Origin of the sequence: Mesorhizobium sp. M7A.F.Ce.TU.012.03.2.1, from assembly GCF_004006095.1 — a bacterium.
GTDB lineage: Bacteria > Pseudomonadota > Alphaproteobacteria > Rhizobiales > Rhizobiaceae > Mesorhizobium.
The window spans coordinates 2,371,561-2,389,271 of the sequence record NZ_CP034779.1; the positions used below are offsets into that span (position 1 = coordinate 2,371,561).

The 17,711-nt window shown below is 62.9% G+C and carries 22 protein-coding genes; 17 read left to right on the forward strand and 5 right to left on the reverse strand.

Going from position 1 to position 17,711, the window contains the following annotated elements; translation table 11 throughout:
• Positions 1–60: 60 nt before the first annotated feature.
• The 3 genes from EJ079_RS11400 to EJ079_RS11410 all read right to left on the reverse strand — a co-directional run bounded on the left by EJ079_RS11400 (position 61) and on the right by EJ079_RS11410 (position 2,790).
• Entirely contained in the window at positions 61–1,101 is a 1,041-nt protein-coding gene (locus EJ079_RS11400) for a tetratricopeptide repeat protein (RefSeq protein WP_127270840.1), read from the reverse strand.
• Between the two features lies 1 nt (position 1,102).
• Positions 1,103–1,750 carry a thiamine phosphate synthase gene (locus EJ079_RS11405; protein ID WP_127272276.1) on the reverse strand — a complete coding sequence of 216 codons (648 nt, stop codon included), beginning with the start codon at positions 1,748–1,750 and terminating at the stop codon, positions 1,103–1,105.
• Between the two features lie 134 nt (positions 1,751–1,884).
• A complete protein-coding gene (locus tag EJ079_RS11410; protein WP_127268482.1) occupies positions 1,885–2,790 on the reverse strand; it encodes a DMT family transporter in 906 nt (301 codons plus the stop codon).
• 133 nt (positions 2,791–2,923) lie between these two features.
• On the opposite strand from EJ079_RS11410, the gene EJ079_RS11415 reads away from it, so the two are divergent.
• From EJ079_RS11415 to EJ079_RS11425, 3 genes are all read left to right on the forward strand, one after another.
• A complete protein-coding gene (locus EJ079_RS11415; RefSeq protein WP_127268483.1) occupies positions 2,924–3,403 on the forward strand; it encodes an Lrp/AsnC family transcriptional regulator in 480 nt (159 codons plus the stop codon).
• 63 nt (positions 3,404–3,466) lie between these two features.
• Positions 3,467–4,195: a class I SAM-dependent methyltransferase gene (locus EJ079_RS11420; protein ID WP_127809011.1), complete on the forward strand. Its 729-nt coding sequence runs from the start codon at positions 3,467–3,469 to the stop codon at positions 4,193–4,195.
• Positions 4,196–4,314: 119 nt separating this feature from the next.
• Positions 4,315–5,085: a sulfite exporter TauE/SafE family protein gene (locus EJ079_RS11425; protein ID WP_126066730.1), complete on the forward strand. Its 771-nt coding sequence runs from the start codon at positions 4,315–4,317 to the stop codon at positions 5,083–5,085.
• Between the two features lie 26 nt (positions 5,086–5,111).
• Here the strand turns inward: EJ079_RS11425 and EJ079_RS11430 are convergent, their stop codons facing one another.
• Positions 5,112–5,669 carry a DUF2269 family protein gene (locus EJ079_RS11430; RefSeq protein ID WP_127809012.1) on the reverse strand — a complete coding sequence of 186 codons (558 nt, stop codon included), beginning with the start codon at positions 5,667–5,669 and terminating at the stop codon, positions 5,112–5,114.
• A gap of 325 nt (positions 5,670–5,994) precedes the next feature.
• Between EJ079_RS11430 and EJ079_RS11435 the strand changes: the two genes are divergently transcribed.
• The 7 genes from EJ079_RS11435 to ruvB all read left to right on the forward strand — a co-directional run bounded on the left by EJ079_RS11435 (position 5,995) and on the right by ruvB (position 10,396).
• Positions 5,995–6,375 carry a hypothetical protein gene (locus EJ079_RS11435; RefSeq protein WP_127320882.1) on the forward strand — a complete coding sequence of 127 codons (381 nt, stop codon included), beginning with the start codon at positions 5,995–5,997 and terminating at the stop codon, positions 6,373–6,375.
• 450 nt (positions 6,376–6,825) lie between these two features.
• Positions 6,826–7,359, forward strand: a complete 534-nt coding sequence (locus tag EJ079_RS11440; protein WP_127809013.1) for a DUF1465 family protein — start codon at positions 6,826–6,828, stop codon at positions 7,357–7,359.
• 75 nt (positions 7,360–7,434) lie between these two features.
• Entirely contained in the window at positions 7,435–7,944 is a 510-nt protein-coding gene (gene ruvC, locus EJ079_RS11445) for a crossover junction endodeoxyribonuclease RuvC (RefSeq protein WP_127320884.1), read from the forward strand.
• A 56-nt stretch (positions 7,945–8,000) separates the two neighbouring features.
• On the forward strand, positions 8,001–8,270 hold the full coding sequence (locus tag EJ079_RS11450; RefSeq protein WP_127268490.1) for an AbrB/MazE/SpoVT family DNA-binding domain-containing protein: 270 nt from the start codon (positions 8,001–8,003) through the stop codon (positions 8,268–8,270).
• Positions 8,248–8,667 (forward strand): type II toxin-antitoxin system VapC family toxin, encoded by a 420-nt coding sequence (locus EJ079_RS11455; RefSeq protein ID WP_127809014.1) that lies wholly within the window; start codon positions 8,248–8,250, stop codon positions 8,665–8,667. The genes EJ079_RS11450 and EJ079_RS11455 overlap by 23 nt, the downstream gene beginning before the upstream one ends.
• Before the next feature lie 27 nt (positions 8,668–8,694).
• Positions 8,695–9,315 carry a Holliday junction branch migration protein RuvA gene (gene ruvA / locus EJ079_RS11460; RefSeq protein WP_127809015.1) on the forward strand — a complete coding sequence of 207 codons (621 nt, stop codon included), beginning with the start codon at positions 8,695–8,697 and terminating at the stop codon, positions 9,313–9,315.
• A 43-nt stretch (positions 9,316–9,358) separates the two neighbouring features.
• Positions 9,359–10,396 carry a Holliday junction branch migration DNA helicase RuvB gene (gene ruvB / locus EJ079_RS11465; protein WP_127809016.1) on the forward strand — a complete coding sequence of 346 codons (1,038 nt, stop codon included), beginning with the start codon at positions 9,359–9,361 and terminating at the stop codon, positions 10,394–10,396.
• A 102-nt stretch (positions 10,397–10,498) separates the two neighbouring features.
• Here the strand turns inward: ruvB and EJ079_RS11470 are convergent, their stop codons facing one another.
• Positions 10,499–11,749, reverse strand: coding sequence for a cellulase family glycosylhydrolase (locus tag EJ079_RS11470; protein WP_127809017.1), 1,251 nt, complete (start codon positions 11,747–11,749; stop codon positions 10,499–10,501).
• A gap of 57 nt (positions 11,750–11,806) precedes the next feature.
• On the opposite strand from EJ079_RS11470, the gene ybgC reads away from it, so the two are divergent.
• The 7 genes from ybgC (at position 11,807) to pal (ending at position 17,547) form a co-directional block, all read left to right on the forward strand.
• Complete coding sequence (gene ybgC, locus EJ079_RS11475; protein WP_127809018.1) at positions 11,807–12,277, forward strand: tol-pal system-associated acyl-CoA thioesterase; 471 nt, start codon at positions 11,807–11,809, stop codon at positions 12,275–12,277.
• A 422-nt stretch (positions 12,278–12,699) separates the two neighbouring features.
• Complete coding sequence (gene tolQ / locus EJ079_RS11480) at positions 12,700–13,410, forward strand: protein TolQ (protein ID WP_013529145.1); 711 nt, start codon at positions 12,700–12,702, stop codon at positions 13,408–13,410.
• A gap of 10 nt (positions 13,411–13,420) precedes the next feature.
• Positions 13,421–13,873, forward strand: coding sequence for a protein TolR (gene tolR, locus EJ079_RS11485; protein WP_023811855.1), 453 nt, complete (start codon positions 13,421–13,423; stop codon positions 13,871–13,873).
• A 7-nt stretch (positions 13,874–13,880) separates the two neighbouring features.
• Entirely contained in the window at positions 13,881–15,026 is a 1,146-nt protein-coding gene (locus tag EJ079_RS11490) for a TonB family protein (RefSeq protein ID WP_127809019.1), read from the forward strand.
• Between the two features lie 43 nt (positions 15,027–15,069).
• A complete protein-coding gene (gene tolB, locus EJ079_RS11495) occupies positions 15,070–16,380 on the forward strand; it encodes a Tol-Pal system beta propeller repeat protein TolB (RefSeq protein WP_127270138.1) in 1,311 nt (436 codons plus the stop codon).
• A gap of 36 nt (positions 16,381–16,416) precedes the next feature.
• Positions 16,417–16,794 carry a four helix bundle protein gene (locus tag EJ079_RS11500; RefSeq protein ID WP_127809020.1) on the forward strand — a complete coding sequence of 126 codons (378 nt, stop codon included), beginning with the start codon at positions 16,417–16,419 and terminating at the stop codon, positions 16,792–16,794.
• 246 nt (positions 16,795–17,040) lie between these two features.
• Complete coding sequence (gene pal / locus EJ079_RS11505) at positions 17,041–17,547, forward strand: peptidoglycan-associated lipoprotein Pal (protein WP_013529149.1); 507 nt, start codon at positions 17,041–17,043, stop codon at positions 17,545–17,547.
• Positions 17,548–17,711 lie beyond the last annotated feature (164 nt).

The following is a 17,711-nucleotide window of genomic DNA, read 5'->3' on the forward strand; positions in this document are numbered from 1 at the left end:
CAGGTCGGTGCCAGGCGAGGGGAGCCGAGGTTACACTTGCAATGACCGCGAGAACCGCCGTCAAGGCAGCCGGTTGGCCTTCTGCAGCGCCTGCTTGGTCTGGTCGTCGTCCAGCCCCTGCAGGAAGTCGTCCATCTGTGGGTCGATGAGGCCGGCACGGCGGGCGACGACGTACCAGGCGCCGGCAAGCACAAGGTCCGGATCGGTGCCGATGCCTTGCATATAGAGCTTGGCCAGGCGGTTCTGGGCGGCGACATTGCCGCCCTCCGCCGCCTGCTTCATCCAGCCGAAGGCGGATTTCAGGTCGCGCGCACCGCCGCGGCCTTCGATCATCCAGGCGGCGAGATCGATCTGCGCGGTGTCGTAGTTCTGCCTTGCGGCCTGCGCCAGCAGGCGCCTTGCCTGGGCGTCGTCACGTGGCTTGCCACCGACACCGTTGGCGTAGATCTGCGACATTGCATATTGCGCGTCCGCGAGGCCGGTCGCGGCGGCGCGCTCATAGTAGGAAACCGCCTTGGCCATGCCGGCGTCGCCGGGGTCCTGCTGGACCAGCATCTGCGCGAAATTGAATTGCGCCAGCCGGTTGCCGGCTTCGGCGGCGGCCTGCATCAAGGCGTAGGCCTCTTTTCCATCCTTTTTGACGTAGCGGCCGTCGAGCAGCATCAGCGCATACTGGAACTGCGATTCCGGCACACCCTGTTCGGCGGCCAGCGCGTACCATTTCGCCGCTTGCGCCGAATTGACCGGCACACCGAGCCCCCGCGACAGGATCTCGGCCACCAAGGTCTGCGCCGCCGGATCGCCGTTTTGCGCCCGGACCAATGCCAGATTGTAAGCTGTCTTGTAGAGACCGCGCTGGAAGGCGCCATAGGCCGCGTCGGCGGGTTTTGCGCCGAAGCGGTCGGGATTGACCGTGTCGGCCGACGGCAGCGGCGCGGGCTCGGCCGTGGTAGCGGGCTGCGGCAACGGCTTGTCGATCGGCTTGTCGGTGTGGACGCCGATTTCCGGCTTGGGCTGCGGCAGGGGGATGGTCTCCGCGGCGGCAGCCTGGACCATCAGCACCGCAAGCAGAGCCTGGAGGGGAAGCGTCGCCGAGGACATTTCAGTCCTCGAAGCGCGGCGCGGTCTCGTCGAGCAGCGCGTTGGCGGTGGCGACCGCTGTCCTGGGATCGGTGCCGTCGGCAAACACGGCGCTCGACAGCGCCACGAATTCAGCGCCGGTGGCGCCCACCGCTTCGACCGAGGCGATGTCGGATCCGGCCATGACGATGCAAGGGATCTGGATCATGTCCGCCCACCATGCGCCGAGCGACAGGTTGCGCGGGTGCGGTTCGGGCTTGTTGTCGTAACCGAAGCGGCCGAAGAAGATGTAGTCTGGCCGCGTTTCGCCAAGCTCGAGCGCGTCGTCACGTGTCTTGGCGCCGCCGGTGCCGACCATCATCTTTGCCTGGAAATGCTCGATCGTCTCGGCAAGTTCGGCCTTGGAGACCTCGACATGGATGCCGTCGGCCTGGACGCGGCCGGCTATGCGGGTGTCGCCGGCGATGATGACAGCAACGCCGGCGGCTTGCGCTGCTGGCACGATCTGTTCGGCGAAAGCCTGGAAGGAGGCTTCATCCATGCCGTTCTCGGGCAGGATCAGCGAAGCGACATCGCCGCCATCGAATGCCGCGACAATACGGGCCGCCGGCACGCCGGACGGCGCGATCAGCACGATGCGACAGCGATTGGGGGGCGTTGCTTCATTCATGGTTCTTCGGGTCCCGCGTTTCGCCTATGCCGGGCGAAGATGGTTGGATTGCGGCATAGAGCAAAGTGCCCGCTTTGAACAGGCGGGCAGCCGGGATCGCGATGTTTGACCCGCCGGGCATCCGGCGGGGCGCTTCATTTGATCGGGTGCGGGCTCGCCACGGGCGGTTTGCCCTTCCACAGCGTCCAGCCGAGATTCATGCCGGCGGCGGCGATCAGGATGGCGGTGGCGCCGACGACCTGACTCAGATGCAGCCGATGGCCGAAGGCGACGACATCGACCAGGATGGCGACGACCGGATAGATGAAGGACAGCGATCCCTGCAGATGCGTCGGCAGCTTCTGGATGGCGCCGTACATCAGTATGTACATCAGGCCGGTATGGACGATGCCGAGCGTCGCCAGCATGGTCCAGCTCCAGGCATCGGCCGGAAGCTCTGCAAGATTGGCGAAAGGCGCCAGCATGACGACGCCGACGCAGACCTGGATCAGCGCGATGAGGTGCGGCGGCGTGCCCTTGAGCTTCTTGGTGACGATGGCGGCGACGGCCCAGAAGAAAGCCGCGCCCAACGCCATGACGATGCCGGTGAAATAATCCGTGCCGATATCGCCGGCATCGGGAGCCGACTGCACGATCAGAACCATGCCGGCGAAGGCGATGGCCAGCCAGGTCAGCTTGGTCAGGGTCAGCCGCTCGGCGAAGAAAAGCGCACCGAAGCCGACCAGCATGAAAGGCTGCGTGTTGTAGACAGCGGTGGCGATCGAGATCGACGCGCGCGAGAATGCGCTGAACAGCAGCAGCCAGTTGACGACGATGGCGACGCCGCCGAGCGCGGCGATGCCGATGATGCGCAGCGACAGCCTGTTGCGCAGCAATCCCAGCCCGGCGCAGATGATGAGCAGCGTCAGCGCACCGAAAGCGCAACGCCAGAACACCACATCCATGATCGGCTGGCCGGACAGGACGACGAACCATCCGATCGTTCCCAGGATGGCCATTGCGGCTGACATTTCGACCGTGCCGCGCACCGTTTCGTTCACAACAAACCTCCATATCGGTTGAGCCGCCATAATCTCATGCTGCCGCGAAGCTTTCCATCTGATTGGAAAGGGTGTATGGCCGGTTGGCCTAATTATATTAGGAGAAAACTCCAAACTATCGGGAAAGAAAAAGATGCTGGACGATCTCGACCGAAATCTCCTTGAAATCCTGGTCAAGGATGCACGGACCTCGCTGAAGGAACTGGCCGCCCAGGTCGGGCTGTCGTCGCCAAGCGTTTCGGAGCGGCTGCGACGGCTCGAGGAGCGCGGCGTCATCCGGGCGTTCACTGTCGAGATCGATCCGCTGGCGCTCGGTTATACCCTGCAGGCGATCGTGCGCATCCGGCCTTTGCCGGGCAAGCTGCACATCGTCCAGAAGCTGATCGAGGAGATTCCCGAATTCGGCGAATGCGACAAGGTGACGGGCGATGACTGTTTCGTCGCCCGGCTGTTCGTGCGCTCGATCGGCGATCTCGACGGGATTTTGGACCGTATCGCCGACAAGGCGGAGACAAGCACCGCCATTATCAAGGCGCAGCCGATCCGGCGTCGGCCGCCGCCGCTTGACGCAACCGCCTCTCGGGATAGGGCAAAGGTCTTGCAGGCCTCCTGATCGAGTTGGGTGGAAAGCCGGTGGCCGGTTGGTTAGTGTGCCGGCCCAAACGAGGCCGGAACCATGGCGCAGAATATATACGATCGTGAGGATTTCTTCGCAGGCTACAGCCAGCTCGGCCGTTCGGTCGAAGGGCTGGAGGGTGCCGCCGAGTGGCCGGCACTGCGCGCCATGCTGCCCGATGTCGGCGGCTTGAGGGTCGTCGATCTCGGCTGCGGCTTCGGCTGGTTCTGCCGCTGGGCCCGCGAGCATGGGGCGGCGCAGGTGCTTGGCCTGGATCTGTCGGAGAAGATGCTTGCCCGGGCAAGGGCCGCCGGCCCCGATGCTGGCATAAGCTATGAGACGGCCGATCTCGATCGGCTCAGCCTGCCGGAAGCCAGCTTCGATCTCGTCTACAGCTCGCTCGCCTTGCACTATGTCGAGGATGTGTCGCGTCTGTTCGGGACCGTGCATCGGGCCCTGGCGCCTGGCGGGCGTTTCGTCTTTTCGACGGAACATCCGATCTTCATGGCGCCGACCAAACCCGGCTGGGTGATCGATAGCGAAGGCCGCAAGACGTGGCCTGTCGACCAATATCTGGTGGAAGGACCGCGCAGCACCGACTGGCTGGCCAAGGGCGTGGTGAAACATCACCGCACGATCGGCACCACCCTCAACGCACTGATCCGGTCCGGCTTCTCCATCGGCCATGTCGAGGAATTCCGGCCGACCGATGCGCAAATCGCAGCCAAGCCGGAACTGGCGGAAGAGCTCGAGCGGCCGATGTTCCTGCTGGTCTCGGCTCGGCGCTAGGCACTGGCCGGCGTCGGCCGAGTGTGCCGCCGCCACGCTCATATTTGCTGTCGCTCCGCCGGGCATTCTGGGCTATTCAAGCGTCGACCCGCTTTCCCTCCGGACCAGTCCCCCCTCCCATGTCAGGCCTGCTTCTCGATCCGTGGTTCTATGCGGCTGCCATTCCGGCGGTCATTCTGGTCGGCCTGTCCAAGGGCGGCTTTGGCGGCGCCGTCGGTTTCGTCGGCGTGCCGCTGATGGCGCTGACCATGCCGCCGGTGCAGGCGGCGGCCATCCTGCTGCCGATCCTGTGCCTGATGGACATCGTCTCGGTATGGACATGGTGGGGCGTTTACGACCGCAAGATGCTGGTCGACATGATGCCGGGCGCCGTCATCGGCATCGGCCTTGGCTGGCTGACGGCGGCACTGGTGACCGAAGAGGCGGTGCGGCTGATCGTCGGCGCCGTCGCCATCATCTTCGTCCTGCGCTGGCTCTATCTGCAGTTCCGCCATGGCGCCGATCACGCTGCCGCGCCCAACCGCGTCGCCGCCGCGGTCTGGGGCACGGTCGCCGGGTTCACCAGCTTCGTAGCCCATGTCGGCGGCCCGCCCTTCCAGGTCTATGCCTTGCCGATCCGGCTCGATCCGAAGGTTCTGTCGGGCACGGCGGCGATCTTCTTTGCCGCCACCAATGCGCTGAAGCTGGTGCCCTATTTCGCGCTCGGCCAGTTCGACACCGCCAACCTGACGGCATCGGCGGTGCTGATGCCGCTGGCGCCGCTGTCGACCATTGCCGGGGCCTGGCTGGTGCGCCGGATGCGGCCGGAAACCTTCTATCCCTTCACCTACGCAACCGTCGCGGTCGTGGCGCTGAAGCTGCTGTGGGATGGCATCGCAGGTCTGATGTAGAAAGGCGGCTGCGCCGCCGCCCGTCATCAGGGTAAGGCAGCGCTCGGCACGAGACGGCGGTTGCCGCCAAAGGCCAGTGTGGCGCCGATCAAGACGGCTAGCACCATCCCGGCAAGGATGCCGATGTCATGCACGGTCGGCTTGAGCACCATGTCGGCAATGATGACCACCATCACGGCATAGTCGAAGCGCGCCGCGCTCATCATACGCTGGCCGATGGCAAGAACCTCTGGTGTGACGCCCTCCCTGGCGATCATTGCGTCCATGCGCTCGCCGGTCGGTTTGAAGATGAACATGCCGATCGAAAAGGTCGTGGCGTAGCCGGCCAGGCCGATGAGGATCCACAGGTCGGAGAAGCCGACCCAGAACCAGCACATGATGAGGCCAAAAATCAGCGTCAGCATCGACATCGGCGCGAAGAACCTGCCGCCCAGCTGACCGCTGGCGCGCATTGCCTGCAGTTTTTCCTCTATGTTGCCCGCCCGCTCGGCAAGTATGCCCAGCAGGAACAGCACGAAGCCGCCTCCGACCCACAGAATGGCGGTAGTGACGTGGAGGAATTTGACGATCGTGTACCAGTCCATGGGTTGCTCCTGCAGTGTTCCGGTCAGGTTGCGGCGGCGCTGATTTGCGCCGGCCGTCAGAGGAGCGGGCGTTTAGCGTGGCGCCTGTTTCGGAACGATGTCGCGAAAAAACCGGATCTGTTTCAGGCAATGAAGAAGCGGCTGAGATAGTGAACGCGCTATCTGATTTCCTGCTAATGTACGAATCGTCGGGAGGGGTTGGCGCGACATCGTCCGGAAACATCGCTGATGCTAATGCGCCGACGCCGGGAGCCCGGTGGCGACAAAAGTCGTCTGACGATCAACCCATTCCCGCAAACGGGAAAAGGCAATTCGGGGGACAGACATGCAAGGGGTAGCACGGAATTTCTTCACACTGGCCGTCATCTATTCGCTGTGCGGCATGGCGCTCGGCCTGCACATGTCGATCAGCCAGGATCACGGCCAGATGCCGACTCACGCCCACACGATGGTGGCCGGATGGCTGATGTCGGCGGTCTTCGCCTTCTTCTACCATTTGTTCCCTGCCATCGGGCAAAAGACACTCGCCACCGTTCATTTCTGGCTGACTGCAATCAGCGGCATCGGCCTGCTGATCGGCCTCTACTTCCTGCTTGCCGGCAATGCCGCGATCGAACCACTGGTGGCGGCCTCTTCGATGGGCTTCTACGCAGCCATGCTGCTGTTCGCCTTCATCGCGCTGCCGGCCGTCTGGAGGACGGCCTGAGCTGGACCTGAGGTAAGGTGAGGCTGTGCCGGCGATCTGGAGGACAGCCTGAGCTAGCCTGAGGCCGGAAATGCTGTCCTGTTACGGCACAGTATGGCGGCGTTCGGCCAAAAAACATCCGCGCCGTTAAGGCTTCATTAAGCTTTACAGGTGTTTACTATGTTCATCCAGTGATCTGGATTCTTACCGAGTGGTTGGAGCCACTTTGTTTGACGCCTCCCTGTTAAACTCCTGAGAGCCGCCTTATCCGCGGCTCTTTTTTTGTCTTCATTTCTCTTTTTTGTCCGCATCTCAGCGGGGCCGCCCAATGGTGGCTCGCCGTTAACCTTCTGTTAAACATGTGCTTGCCTTCGCCGGTGACGAAGCGCATTTTCAAGCTTCAGTCAGATAGGGTTCCGGGTGTATCGGCAGGAAGCCGAATCGGCCGGTTGCAAGTGCAGGGGCGTATCAATGAACGAGCCTTCGAAGGGCAGTGCGAAAACCGTCAAGCTGGCGGAGCGCCGGGTTTTCTCGCAATCCTTCAAGCCGCTTTACCAGGAAGGCATGGGTCTGGTCGAACAGGCCGCCGAATATCTCGACGGCAAGGGCCGGGCCGAGGCAAAGAAACTGTCGCGGCTGGGCGCCACGCTCTATGCGGCCGAATCGATGAGGCTGACCACCAGGCTGATGCAGGTTGCGTCCTGGCTGCTTTTGCAGCGCGCCGCCAATTCCGGCGAGATGACCCGCGACCAGGTCGCGTCGGAAAAGTCCAAGGTGCGCCTCGACACCGCTTCCGCCCATGATGAAGCCGGCGGCTGGGCCGAGCTGCCCGAGGATTTCCTCGATCTCGTCACCCGCTCGCTGCGCCTCCAAGCACTGGTGCGCCGCATGGACGAGGAGATCTATGGCTCCGGGGCCGTGGTCGACATGCAACCGATGGCTCGCCGCCTCAATCCAGTTTCCGACCAGATCAGCCTGCTCAACACGGCTTTCGCTCGGGGTTAGACCCCGGTCTGTCTTCTGTTTCCGGTTTGTTCACATTTCGCTGGCATCGCTGTGGGCCGGAGGTAAAGTCGGCAAATGGCGGAAGCGATTCGCATCATCGGTATCGATCCTGGGCTTCGACGCACCGGCTGGGGCATCGTCGAAAGCCTCGGCAATTCGCTGCGCTTCATTGCTTCCGGGACCGTGAAGTCCGAGGATAAGGCGGCGCTGGCAACGCGGCTGTGCCAGCTGCATGACGGGCTCGCCGAAATCCTGCACAGCGCGATGCCGCACGAGGCGGCGGTCGAACAGACCTTCGTCAACAAGGACGCGGTGGCAACGCTGAAGCTCGGCCAGGCGCGTGGCATCGCCATGCTGGTGCCGGCGCGTGCGGGGCTTGTCGTTGCAGAATATGCGCCCAACGCGGTGAAGAAGGCGGTGATCGGCGTCGGCCATGGCGACAAGAAGCAGATCCACATGATGGTGAAGGTGCTGTTGCCGAAAGCCGTCTTCGATACCGAACATGCCGCTGATGCACTGGCCATCGCCATCTGCCACGCGCATCACCGGCAGAGCGTGGCCTACAGGATGGCGCTGGCCGGCTAGCTATGTTCTTGACTTGTTCACGCTGCAGGGATAAGTAATACCGCAGAGGTATTACCATGCGCGTGACCACCAAGGGGCAAGTCACAATCCCCAAGCCGATAAGGGACCGTCTGGGCATCGCCCCGGGCTCCGAGGTGGAGTTCGTGGCCACCGACGAGGGTGTTCGGCTGGTTGCCGTCAACGAGAACCTCTCCCAGGAAGAGAAATTGCGCAGGTTCAGCGATGTCCTCGACCAGATGGAGGGGACGTTGGATTTGGGAGGCATGACCACCGATCAGTACATGGAGTGGTTGAGGGGGCCGCGTGAAGATCTCGACGTTGATTGACACAAATGTCCTGATCGATGTTTGGGGGCCAGCCGGACCGATGAAAGGATGGTCGGCATCGGCAATCGCCTCCTGCCGCCGCGACGGCGCGTTGGTGGTCAACACGATCGTCTGGTCCGAGTTGGCGCCGCTGATTGCGACGGAAACGGCGCTTCGAAAAGCAGTCGACATGCTTGGAATGGATCGCGAACTTGTATCTTGGGACGCGGCGTTCCTTGCCGGCGTCACGCATTCCCGCTATCGCCGGGCCGGTGGCGTCAGGGAAAGAACCTTGCCCGATTTCTTTATCGGCGCTCACGCGACCGTCGCTGGACATCGTCTTTTGACCCGCGACGCTGCTCGTTACCGCAGTTACTTCCCGGAGCTCGACATCATCTCTCCTGAGACGCACCCATGAGAGCCCATCTTCCATGAAAGGTCTGGCATGATCGGCAAGCTCAAGGGCACGCTCGACGAGGTCGACGAGGATCATTGCCTCGTCGACATCCATGGCGTCGGCTACGTCGCCTATTGTTCGGTGCGCACGCTGGCGGCGTTGCCTTCGCCGGGCGAAGCGGTGGTGCTGTTTATCGAGACCTATGTGCGCGAGGACATGCTGCGCCTCTACGGCTTCCAGTCGGTGCTGGAACGCGAGTGGTTCCGGCTGCTGATGAACAATGTTCCGGGCGTCGGCGCCAAGGTGGCGCTGGCCATCCTGTCGACGCTGGCGCCGGCGGATCTCGCCAACGCCATTGCGCTGCGCGATATCGCCATGGTTTCGCGCGCGCCCGGCGTCGGCAAGAAAGTGGCCGAGCGCATCGTCACCGAGTTGAAGAACAAGGCGCCGGCCTATGCCGGAACCGCCTCGGGCACCATCGGCCTGAAACAGGAACTCGGCGACGGCGTGGCATCCGCGCCCATCACCGACGCGGTCTCGGCGCTGGTCAATCTCGGCTATTCGCGCGACACCGCCGCCAATGCTGTGGCGGCGGCGCTGAAGACGGCGGGCGAGGATGCCGATGCGCCAAAGCTGATCCGCTTCGGGCTGAAGGAACTGGCGCGGTGAACTGTCGCTTGTTCAGCTCCTTGCCGTGTGCAAGGAAGGCGTCATGAGCCTGTCGCCCCGCCTGATTGCGCCGGAAAAACGCGGCGAGGATGCCGAGCAGACCTTGCGGCCGCAGACGCTCGACGATTTCGTCGGCCAGGCGGCGGTGCGGGCCAATCTCAAAGTGTTCATCGAGGCCGCCAAGGGCCGCAACGAGGCGCTCGACCATGTGCTGTTCGTCGGGCCGCCCGGTCTCGGCAAGACGACGCTGGCGCAGATCATGGCGCGCGAACTCGGCGTCAATTTCCGCTCGACCTCGGGTCCGGTCATCGCCAAGGCGGGCGATCTTGCCGCCCTGCTGACCAATCTCGAGGAAGGCGACGTGCTGTTCATCGACGAGATCCACCGGCTGAGCCCGGCGGTGGAGGAAATCCTCTATCCGGCGATGGAGGATTTCCAGCTCGACCTGATCATCGGCGAGGGACCGGCGGCGCGCTCGGTCAAGATCGACCTCGCCCGCTTCACCCTGGTTGCCGCCACCACGCGGCTCGGCCTGCTGACCAATCCCTTGCGCGACCGTTTCGGCATTCCGGTACGGCTCAATTTCTACACGGTCGAGGAGCTGGAGCAGATCGTGCGGCGCGGCGCGCGCATCCTGCAGATGCCGCTCGGCGACGACGGTGCGCTGGAAATCGCGCGGCGTGCGCGCGGCACGCCACGCATCGCCGGCCGGCTCTTGCGCCGCGTGCGCGATTTCGCCTCGGTGGCCGGCGACGGCCACATCGACCGCAAGATCGCCGACGAGGCGTTGACCCGGCTGGAAGTCGATGCGCTCGGCCTCGACGCGCTCGACCGGCGGTATCTCAGCATGATCGCGCGCAATTTCGGCGGCGGGCCGGTCGGCATCGAGACGATCGCCGCCGGCCTGTCCGAGCCGCGCGACGCCATCGAGGACATCATCGAGCCCTATCTGATCCAGCAGGGCTTCATCCAGCGCACACCGCGCGGCCGCATGCTGACGGCCAATGCCTGGCGCCATCTCGGCCTCGACGCGCCGAAGGATCTGGCGCAGCAGCAGATCAACCTGTTCCAGGAAGAGTAATTTTCCAGTGCGCCGCCCGTCGTCTCGGGTATTGGCTCAGCACTGCGTCGGTACGTTTTTTGAATGCGCCCGGAATCTTCTCGGTCGATCTTGGCTGAGCGATCAATGCAGCCCGCGGATCACGTCCATCACATCCGGCTCGGCCTTGTCGCCATTGAAGGCGTCGACGATGCCGAAGGCGCCGCCATAACTCCACACCGACCATGAGAAGCCATGTGCTTCGGCACGCCCGATCATGTCCCTGACATAGGCGGCCCGGTACCCGGCGGGCATCACATAGGAATTGCCATATTCCTGGCGGATCATGCCGAACTCGCCCAGCGTGATGTTTTCGGGCCTGATGCCGTTGGCCTTCGCCCATGCCTCGACCTTTTTGAACGGCGCATCCATGAGGCCCAGCAACTTGTCGGGACTGTCCATGCTGGCGACCTGTTCGTCGAGATAGGCAAGCAGGCCGCTCTGCCGTGTCCACGGGGCCTCGGCCTTGATCCTGGCGCGGATGGTGTCGAGCGTCACGTCGAGCTGTGCCTTGGGCACCGCGGTCAACGGATAGGGCAGGCCAGTCACATAGGGGATGAAGTCGCCGGCCCAGGTCGCGCCCTGATGGGTGAGCAGGAACGGATCATAGGAGTGGAACGTCCAGATGACATTGTCGTCAGGGATCGTCTTGGGATCGATCTTCTCCAGCGAGCTCGCGGCGGAGTAGCAGGCGCCGGTCAGCACTAATGTCAGTTTCGTCGCCGAGGATCGCGCCGCGGCGAACAGTTTGCGTTGGCGGTCCGGCCACAGGCTGGTGCCGTCGCTGTCGCAGTCGACGATTGGTTCGTTCATTGGCTCAAAAGCGACCTGGGCGGGATTTTCGCCGGCCAGCGTGCGGGCCATCTTGCGGACCATCTCGAGATAGGCGTCGAAGGTCCGCGGGTCGTCCATCACTTGCGCCATGCCGATCTTGCGGCTGCCGCCGGCCGGGATCAGGTGCATGTCGACGATAACCTTCAGGCCGGCGCGGTTGATCATGCGCACGGAGTCCAGCACGCCGGCATAGAGATCGTCACGCAAGGTCACGGTCTGGTCGGACAGGAAGGGCGATGGATCGACCGGCATGCGCAGGAAATCGAAGCCGGCGTCCTTCAGTGCCTTGAGGTCGTTCTCCCCAAGGAATTTGCGCCATTCCGGATAGGGTAGGATGGCTTTGGCGTCGCCCCACTGGTCTTCGCCGGGCCATGTGACCCATTGGTCGAGGTTGAGGCCGCGCTTCATCGAGAATGTTGCGGCCTGGCCAGGCAGCGCCAAAGCCACGAGCACGAACAGCGCCGCCGTCAAACTCTTGATCATCGCCGTCAACAGTGCCATCCGATGTTATGTTCCGCGGGAAACTGGTGCCTCGTCGGGGCTGAAAAAGGAAGTGCAATGGGCGATCATGGTGAATCGGCGACGCTGCTGGCCGGGCTTTCCGGCGCGCTGACCACGTTCGGCCACCGGCTGATGGCGCGGGTCTATTATGCCGACACCGATTTCTCCGGCGTCGTCTACCATGCGCGCTATCTCGAATTCTTCGAACGCGGTCGCTCCGACTATCTCCGGCTGACCGGCGTGCACCACACAGAGCTTGCCGATGGCAAGCATGGCGAAAGAATAGTCTGGGTGGTGCGGCGCATGGAGATCGACTTTCGCGGCCCCGCCCGTATCGACGACATCCTGACGGTCGACACCCGCACCGACGAGATTTCCGGTGCGCGCATCTTCATGGCGCAGCAGCTCAAGCGTGGCGACGAACTGCTGGTCGAGGCCAAGGTCGAGGCGGCGATCATCGGTGAGAATGGCCGCCCAAGGCGTTTTCCCAGGGAATGGGTGGCGGCATTCATGCCGAGGGTGCGCTGATATTCAGGTGATGCCGGCCTGCAAACAGCAGCTTCCTGCGCTTCCCCGTTCTACCGCATCGCGGTAGAACTGTGCTCACGTACGAAAAGTACGCTCCGCTCCGGTTCTCGGAATCTACCGTTTTCGGCTCGGCCTGACCTGAATCTCAGCACACCCTAGGCGCAGCCATTGAATTGATGGCCTTGCCATTGGGCGTGGCAATGCGCCGCGCCTTATATACTAACCCATCCTTAACCATAACGGTTCATGAAGAGATTGGTGAAGATTGGCGTTATCGAACGCCTTCCTTTCACCAATATTTGCCCCGAAAAGGCCGATGATGGCACAGTTTGGGGTTGTTCCGGTAGCTTCGTGCGAACCGACCACAAGGGATGCCAGGGGCCAGCCGCCAGCTTCGCCCGGAAAATCTTAAGGACGTAACGATGGAAAATATCGCACTCGCCGACCCGGGCGCGCAATTGTCGGTTTGGTCGCTGTTCGTTTCGGCCAGCTGGGTGGTCAAGCTGGTCATGATCGGCCTGCTCTGCGCCTCGGTCTGGACCTGGGCGATCATCGTCGACAAGCTGGTTTCCTATGCCCGTATGCGGCTGGCGCTCAACCGGTTCGAACAGGTGTTCTGGTCGGGGCAGTCGCTGGAAGAGCTTTACCGCACGCTCGCCGATCGCAAGACAACCGGCATGGGCGCCATTTTCGTCGCGGCCATGCGCGAGTGGAAGAAGAGTTTCGAGAAGGGCGCCAAGTCGCCGCTCGGCCTGCAGACCCGCATCGACAAGGCGATGGACCTAGCGCTGACCCGCGAGATGGAAAAGCTGGAAGGCCGCCTAGGTTTCCTCGCCACCACCGGCTCGGCGGCACCTTTCATCGGCCTGTTCGGCACCGTCATCGGCATCATGACCTCATTCCAGGCGATCGCCGGCTCCAAGAACACCAGTCTCGCGGTGGTTGCGCCCGGCATTGCCGAAGCGCTGCTGGCGACGGCCATCGGCCTGCTGGCCGCCATTCCGGCCGTCATCGCCTACAACAAGTTGTCGTCCGACGCGAGCAAGATAGCCGTGCGCATGGAAGGGTTCTCCGACGAGTTCTCCGCCATACTCTCGCGCCAAATCGATGAAAAAGTGGCCCCCAAGGCCTGAGGAGTAGCAGATGGGTATGTCCATGGGCATGGGAGGACGGGGCGGGCGCGGCCACAGGCGGCGCGGCCGTCACCATGCACTGATGTCCGAGATCAACGTCACGCCGATGGTCGACGTGATGCTGGTGCTGCTGATCATCTTCATGGTCGCCGCACCGATGCTGACGGTCGGCGTGCCGATCGACCTGCCGGATACGCAGGCCAAGGCGATGAATGCCGACACGCAGCCGATCACCGTCTCGATCAACGCCGCCGGCCAGATCTATCTGCAGGAAACCGAGATCCCGATCGAGGAGCTGGTGGCCAAGCTGCAGGCGATCTCGAAGACCGGCTATGAGGAGCGCATCTTCATCCGCGGCGACAAGTCCACCGACTATGGTACGGCGATGAAGGTGATGGCCCGCATTTCGGCCGCTGGCTACAAGAACATCGGCCTGGTTTCACTGCAGGAACAGGACCAATAGACGCGCGATGAAGACCGGCCTCACCACATCGGTGATCTTGCATGCGGCGGCGCTGACCTTCGGCCTGTTCACGCTGACGGCGCCGGCGGCACTTCCGTCGTCCGACGTCGAGTCGGTCGCGGTCGATATCGTGCCCATGGAAGCCATTGCGCAGACGTTGCAGGGCGACAAGAAGGCCGTGATGCATGAAAAACCGGCACCCGTGCCGACGCAGCGCCCGGACATCGTTCCGGACGCGCAGAAGGTCGGCGAGAACAGCGTCGACACCGACAAGCCGATAACGCCGGAAGCCAAGCCGAAGCCCGTCGACATGACCTCGGCTCCGCCGCCCGCGCCGACCCCGATCGAAAAGCCGAAGCCCGAGGACGTGCCGAAGCCGCAGGAAAAGCCTAAGCCCACCCCGGCAACGGAAGTGGCGCCGGCGCCGACGCCCAAGGAAGAGGTTAAGCCCGAGCCGGTCAAGCAGGCCGACCCCAAGCCGACACCGGCCAAGCCGGCGCCAACCCCGCCACCGCAGGACAAGACCGCAGCCATCGATCCGACGCCCGACGCCGTCGCTGAAGCCATAGCGCAGGAGCCGCCCGCCGAGGCGACGCAGCTGCCGGATTCCGCTCCCGCGCCGGAAGCGCGGCCGAAGCCGCAGCCGGCGCAGGCCGAAAGCGCCAAGGCGCCGGAACGCAAGAACGCCGACAAGCCGGTCAAGGAAGCGTCGTCGAAGCCGAAGTCCGACGACAAGCAATTCAACGCCGACGAGATTTCGGCGCTCCTAGACAAGCAGAAACCATCCGGCGGCGGCGCCAAGCGCTCGACCCAGCAGGCGTCGCTCGGCGGCGACAAGGATCAGGGCCAGAAGCTTTCCAGGTCCGAAATGGGTGCCCTGGAAAGCCAGCTTGGCGGCTGCTGGACCCTTCCCGCGGGCCTTGAAGGTTCCGAGAACTTCGTCGTCGTGGTGCGGTTCAACCTGGATGCCTCCGGCAAGCTGGATGGACGCCCGGCGGTCGAAACGTCGAGCGGAAACCGCCAGTTCGACGAAAGTGCCGTTCGTGCGGTGCAAAAATGCGATGTCACCGGCCTGCAGGTTCCCGCCGGCAAGCAGGACATCTGGGCCGACGTCCGCGTCACCTTCGATCCAAGGGAGATGCTGGGCCTCTAAGGCGGCCCGCGTATCCGGAAATCAGTACGAGAAGCGAGAAGACATGAAATCAATCCTCAAGCCGCTCCTGATGGTCGCAGCAATGGCGATGGGCATGACCGCTGCCAGCACGTTGCCGGCGCTGGCGCTGGTCGAGCTCAACGTCAACAAGGGCAATGTCGAGCCGCTGCCGATCGCCATCACGGATTTCCAGGGCGGCGACGCGCTTGGGGCGCAGATTTCGCAGATCGTCACCGCCGATTTGAAGCGTTCGGGTCTGTTCGCTCCGATCGACAAGAGCGCCTTTATCGAGAAGATCACCAACCCCGATGCAGCACCGCGCTTCGACGACTGGAAGGTGATCAACGCGCAGGCGCTGGTCACCGGCAGCGTCAGCAAGGAAGCCGACGGCCGCATCCGCGCCCAGTACCGGTTGTGGGATACCTTTGCCGGCCAGCAGATGGCCGGCGAGCAGTTCTTCGCCAACGACGCCAATCAGCGGCGTGTCGCCCACATCATCGCCGACGCCATCTATGAGCGGCTGACCGGCGAAAAAGGCTATTTCGACACCCGCGTCGTCTTCATCGACGAATCCGGCGCCAAGAATGCGCGCAAGAAGCGCCTCGCGATCATGGACCAGGACGGCGCCAATGTGCGCTATCTCTCGGACGGCAGGTCGATCGTGCTGACGCCGCGTTTCTCGCCGAACCGGCAGGAAATCACCTATATGTCGTATGAAAGCGGCCAGCCGCGGGTCTATCTGCTGCAGATCGAGACCGGCCAGCGCGAACTGGTCGGCAATTTCCCGGGCATGACCTTTGCGCCGCGCTTTTCGCCCGACGGCCAGAAAGTCATCATGAGCCTGCTGCGCGACGACGGCAATTCCAACATCTTCGCCATGGACCTGCGCAGCCGCTCGACGACGAGGCTGACCAACTCGACCGCCATCGACACCTCGCCGTCCTATTCGCCCGACGGCAGCAAGGTGGTGTTCACCTCCGACCGTGGCGGCCGCGCGCAGATCTACGTGATGGGCGCCGACGGCTCGGGCCAGACCCGCATCTCCTTTGGCGACGGCGTCTATTCGACACCGGTATGGTCGCCGCGCGGCGACCTCATAGCCTTCACCAAGCAGACCGGCGGCGAATTCCAGATCGGCGTCATGAAGACCGACGGCTCGGGCGAGCGCATCCTGTCCTCCGGCTTCCAGCAGGAGGGGCCGACCTGGGCGCCGAACGGCCGCGTGCTGATGTTCTTCCGCGATTCCGCCGGTGGGCCCAAACTGGTTTCGGTCGATCTGACCGGACGCAACGAGCAATCGATCCCGACGGCGAACTTCGCTTCGGACCCGGCCTGGTCGCCGCTGCTTGAATAGAGGAATTGAGGAACTGGGGAATTGAAGAACTGAAGAATGGAGAAGGCGGGCGGCTACATTAATCGCGCGAAGGATCTAGAGGTATATAAGCGCGCTTATGTGGTTTCTCTTGACGTCCATAAAGCTACGCTCGCTTTCCCGAAAATGGAGCAATACGCACTGGCTGATCAGTTGCGTCGCTCCAGCAAAGGAATCTGCGCCAATTTGGCTGAAGGATTTGCCAAGCAGACTCACTCCAAACCCGAATTCGCGCGGTTCATTTCGATGGCAATGGGGTCATGCAGCGAGGTGGAGACGTGGATTTCCTATGCGTTCGACCTTGGATACATCAGCCAGGCACAACACGACGATTGGCTGCGATCCTATGCGCATATCTACGGCATGCTGATCAATCTGAGAGAAAAGCTGAAGTGAATTCTCTCTTCAGTTCCTCAATTCCCCAACTCTTCAATTCCTCATTTCCATCTCTTTGTCGCGTTTTGGCCGTATTTACGCCTAGGGTCCGCGTGAAATGTGGCTTCAGGCCAAAACGGCTGCGGACGGGCAGCTTAAACCAAAATTTAACCGTGTTTCTTGAATGCCGGTTAACCCAAACGTGGTTACTGGGTGATCAACGAAATCACTCAAATTAGATCACTCGAAATACGAAGGAGAGGCGGCATGGGCCGTATTGCAGCACTTACCAGAAACCCGGTCATGATCGCGCTGGTGGCGATGCTCGCCATCGCAGGTTGCGCCTCGAAGAAGACGCCGAACAACGCGGCCGATCTTGGCCTTAACGGCGCCGGCGCCGCAACACCCGGTTCGGCGCAGGACTTCACCGTCAACATTGGCGACCGCATCTTCTTCGATACGGACTCGACCTCGATCCGTGCCGACGCTCAGACGACGCTCTCGCGCCAGGCGCAGTGGCTGAACCAGTACAAGCAGTATGCCATCGTCGTCGAAGGTCATGCCGACGAACGCGGCACACGTGAATACAATCTGGCGCTCGGCGCCCGCCGCGCCGCCGCCACCCGTGACTTCCTTGTCGCCAAGGGCGTCTCGGCCAGCCGTCTCAAGACCATTTCCTACGGCAAGGAACGTCCGGTCGCGGTTTGCGACGACATCTCCTGCTGGTCGCAGAACCGCCGCGCGGTCACCACGCTTAGCGGCGCTGGCTCCTGAAGCATCACGCAGCCGACCGGCGCGTCAAGAACGGCGGCCGTCTAGCGGTAAAAATGCAACATACCTGTGCGAAAGGCGGCCCTGGGGCCGCCTTTTTCATATCCGGACGCTCGAAACAAAATTTGGCCGAAGTCTCGGCTCCTGCTATGAGCCGAGGGCGCTTG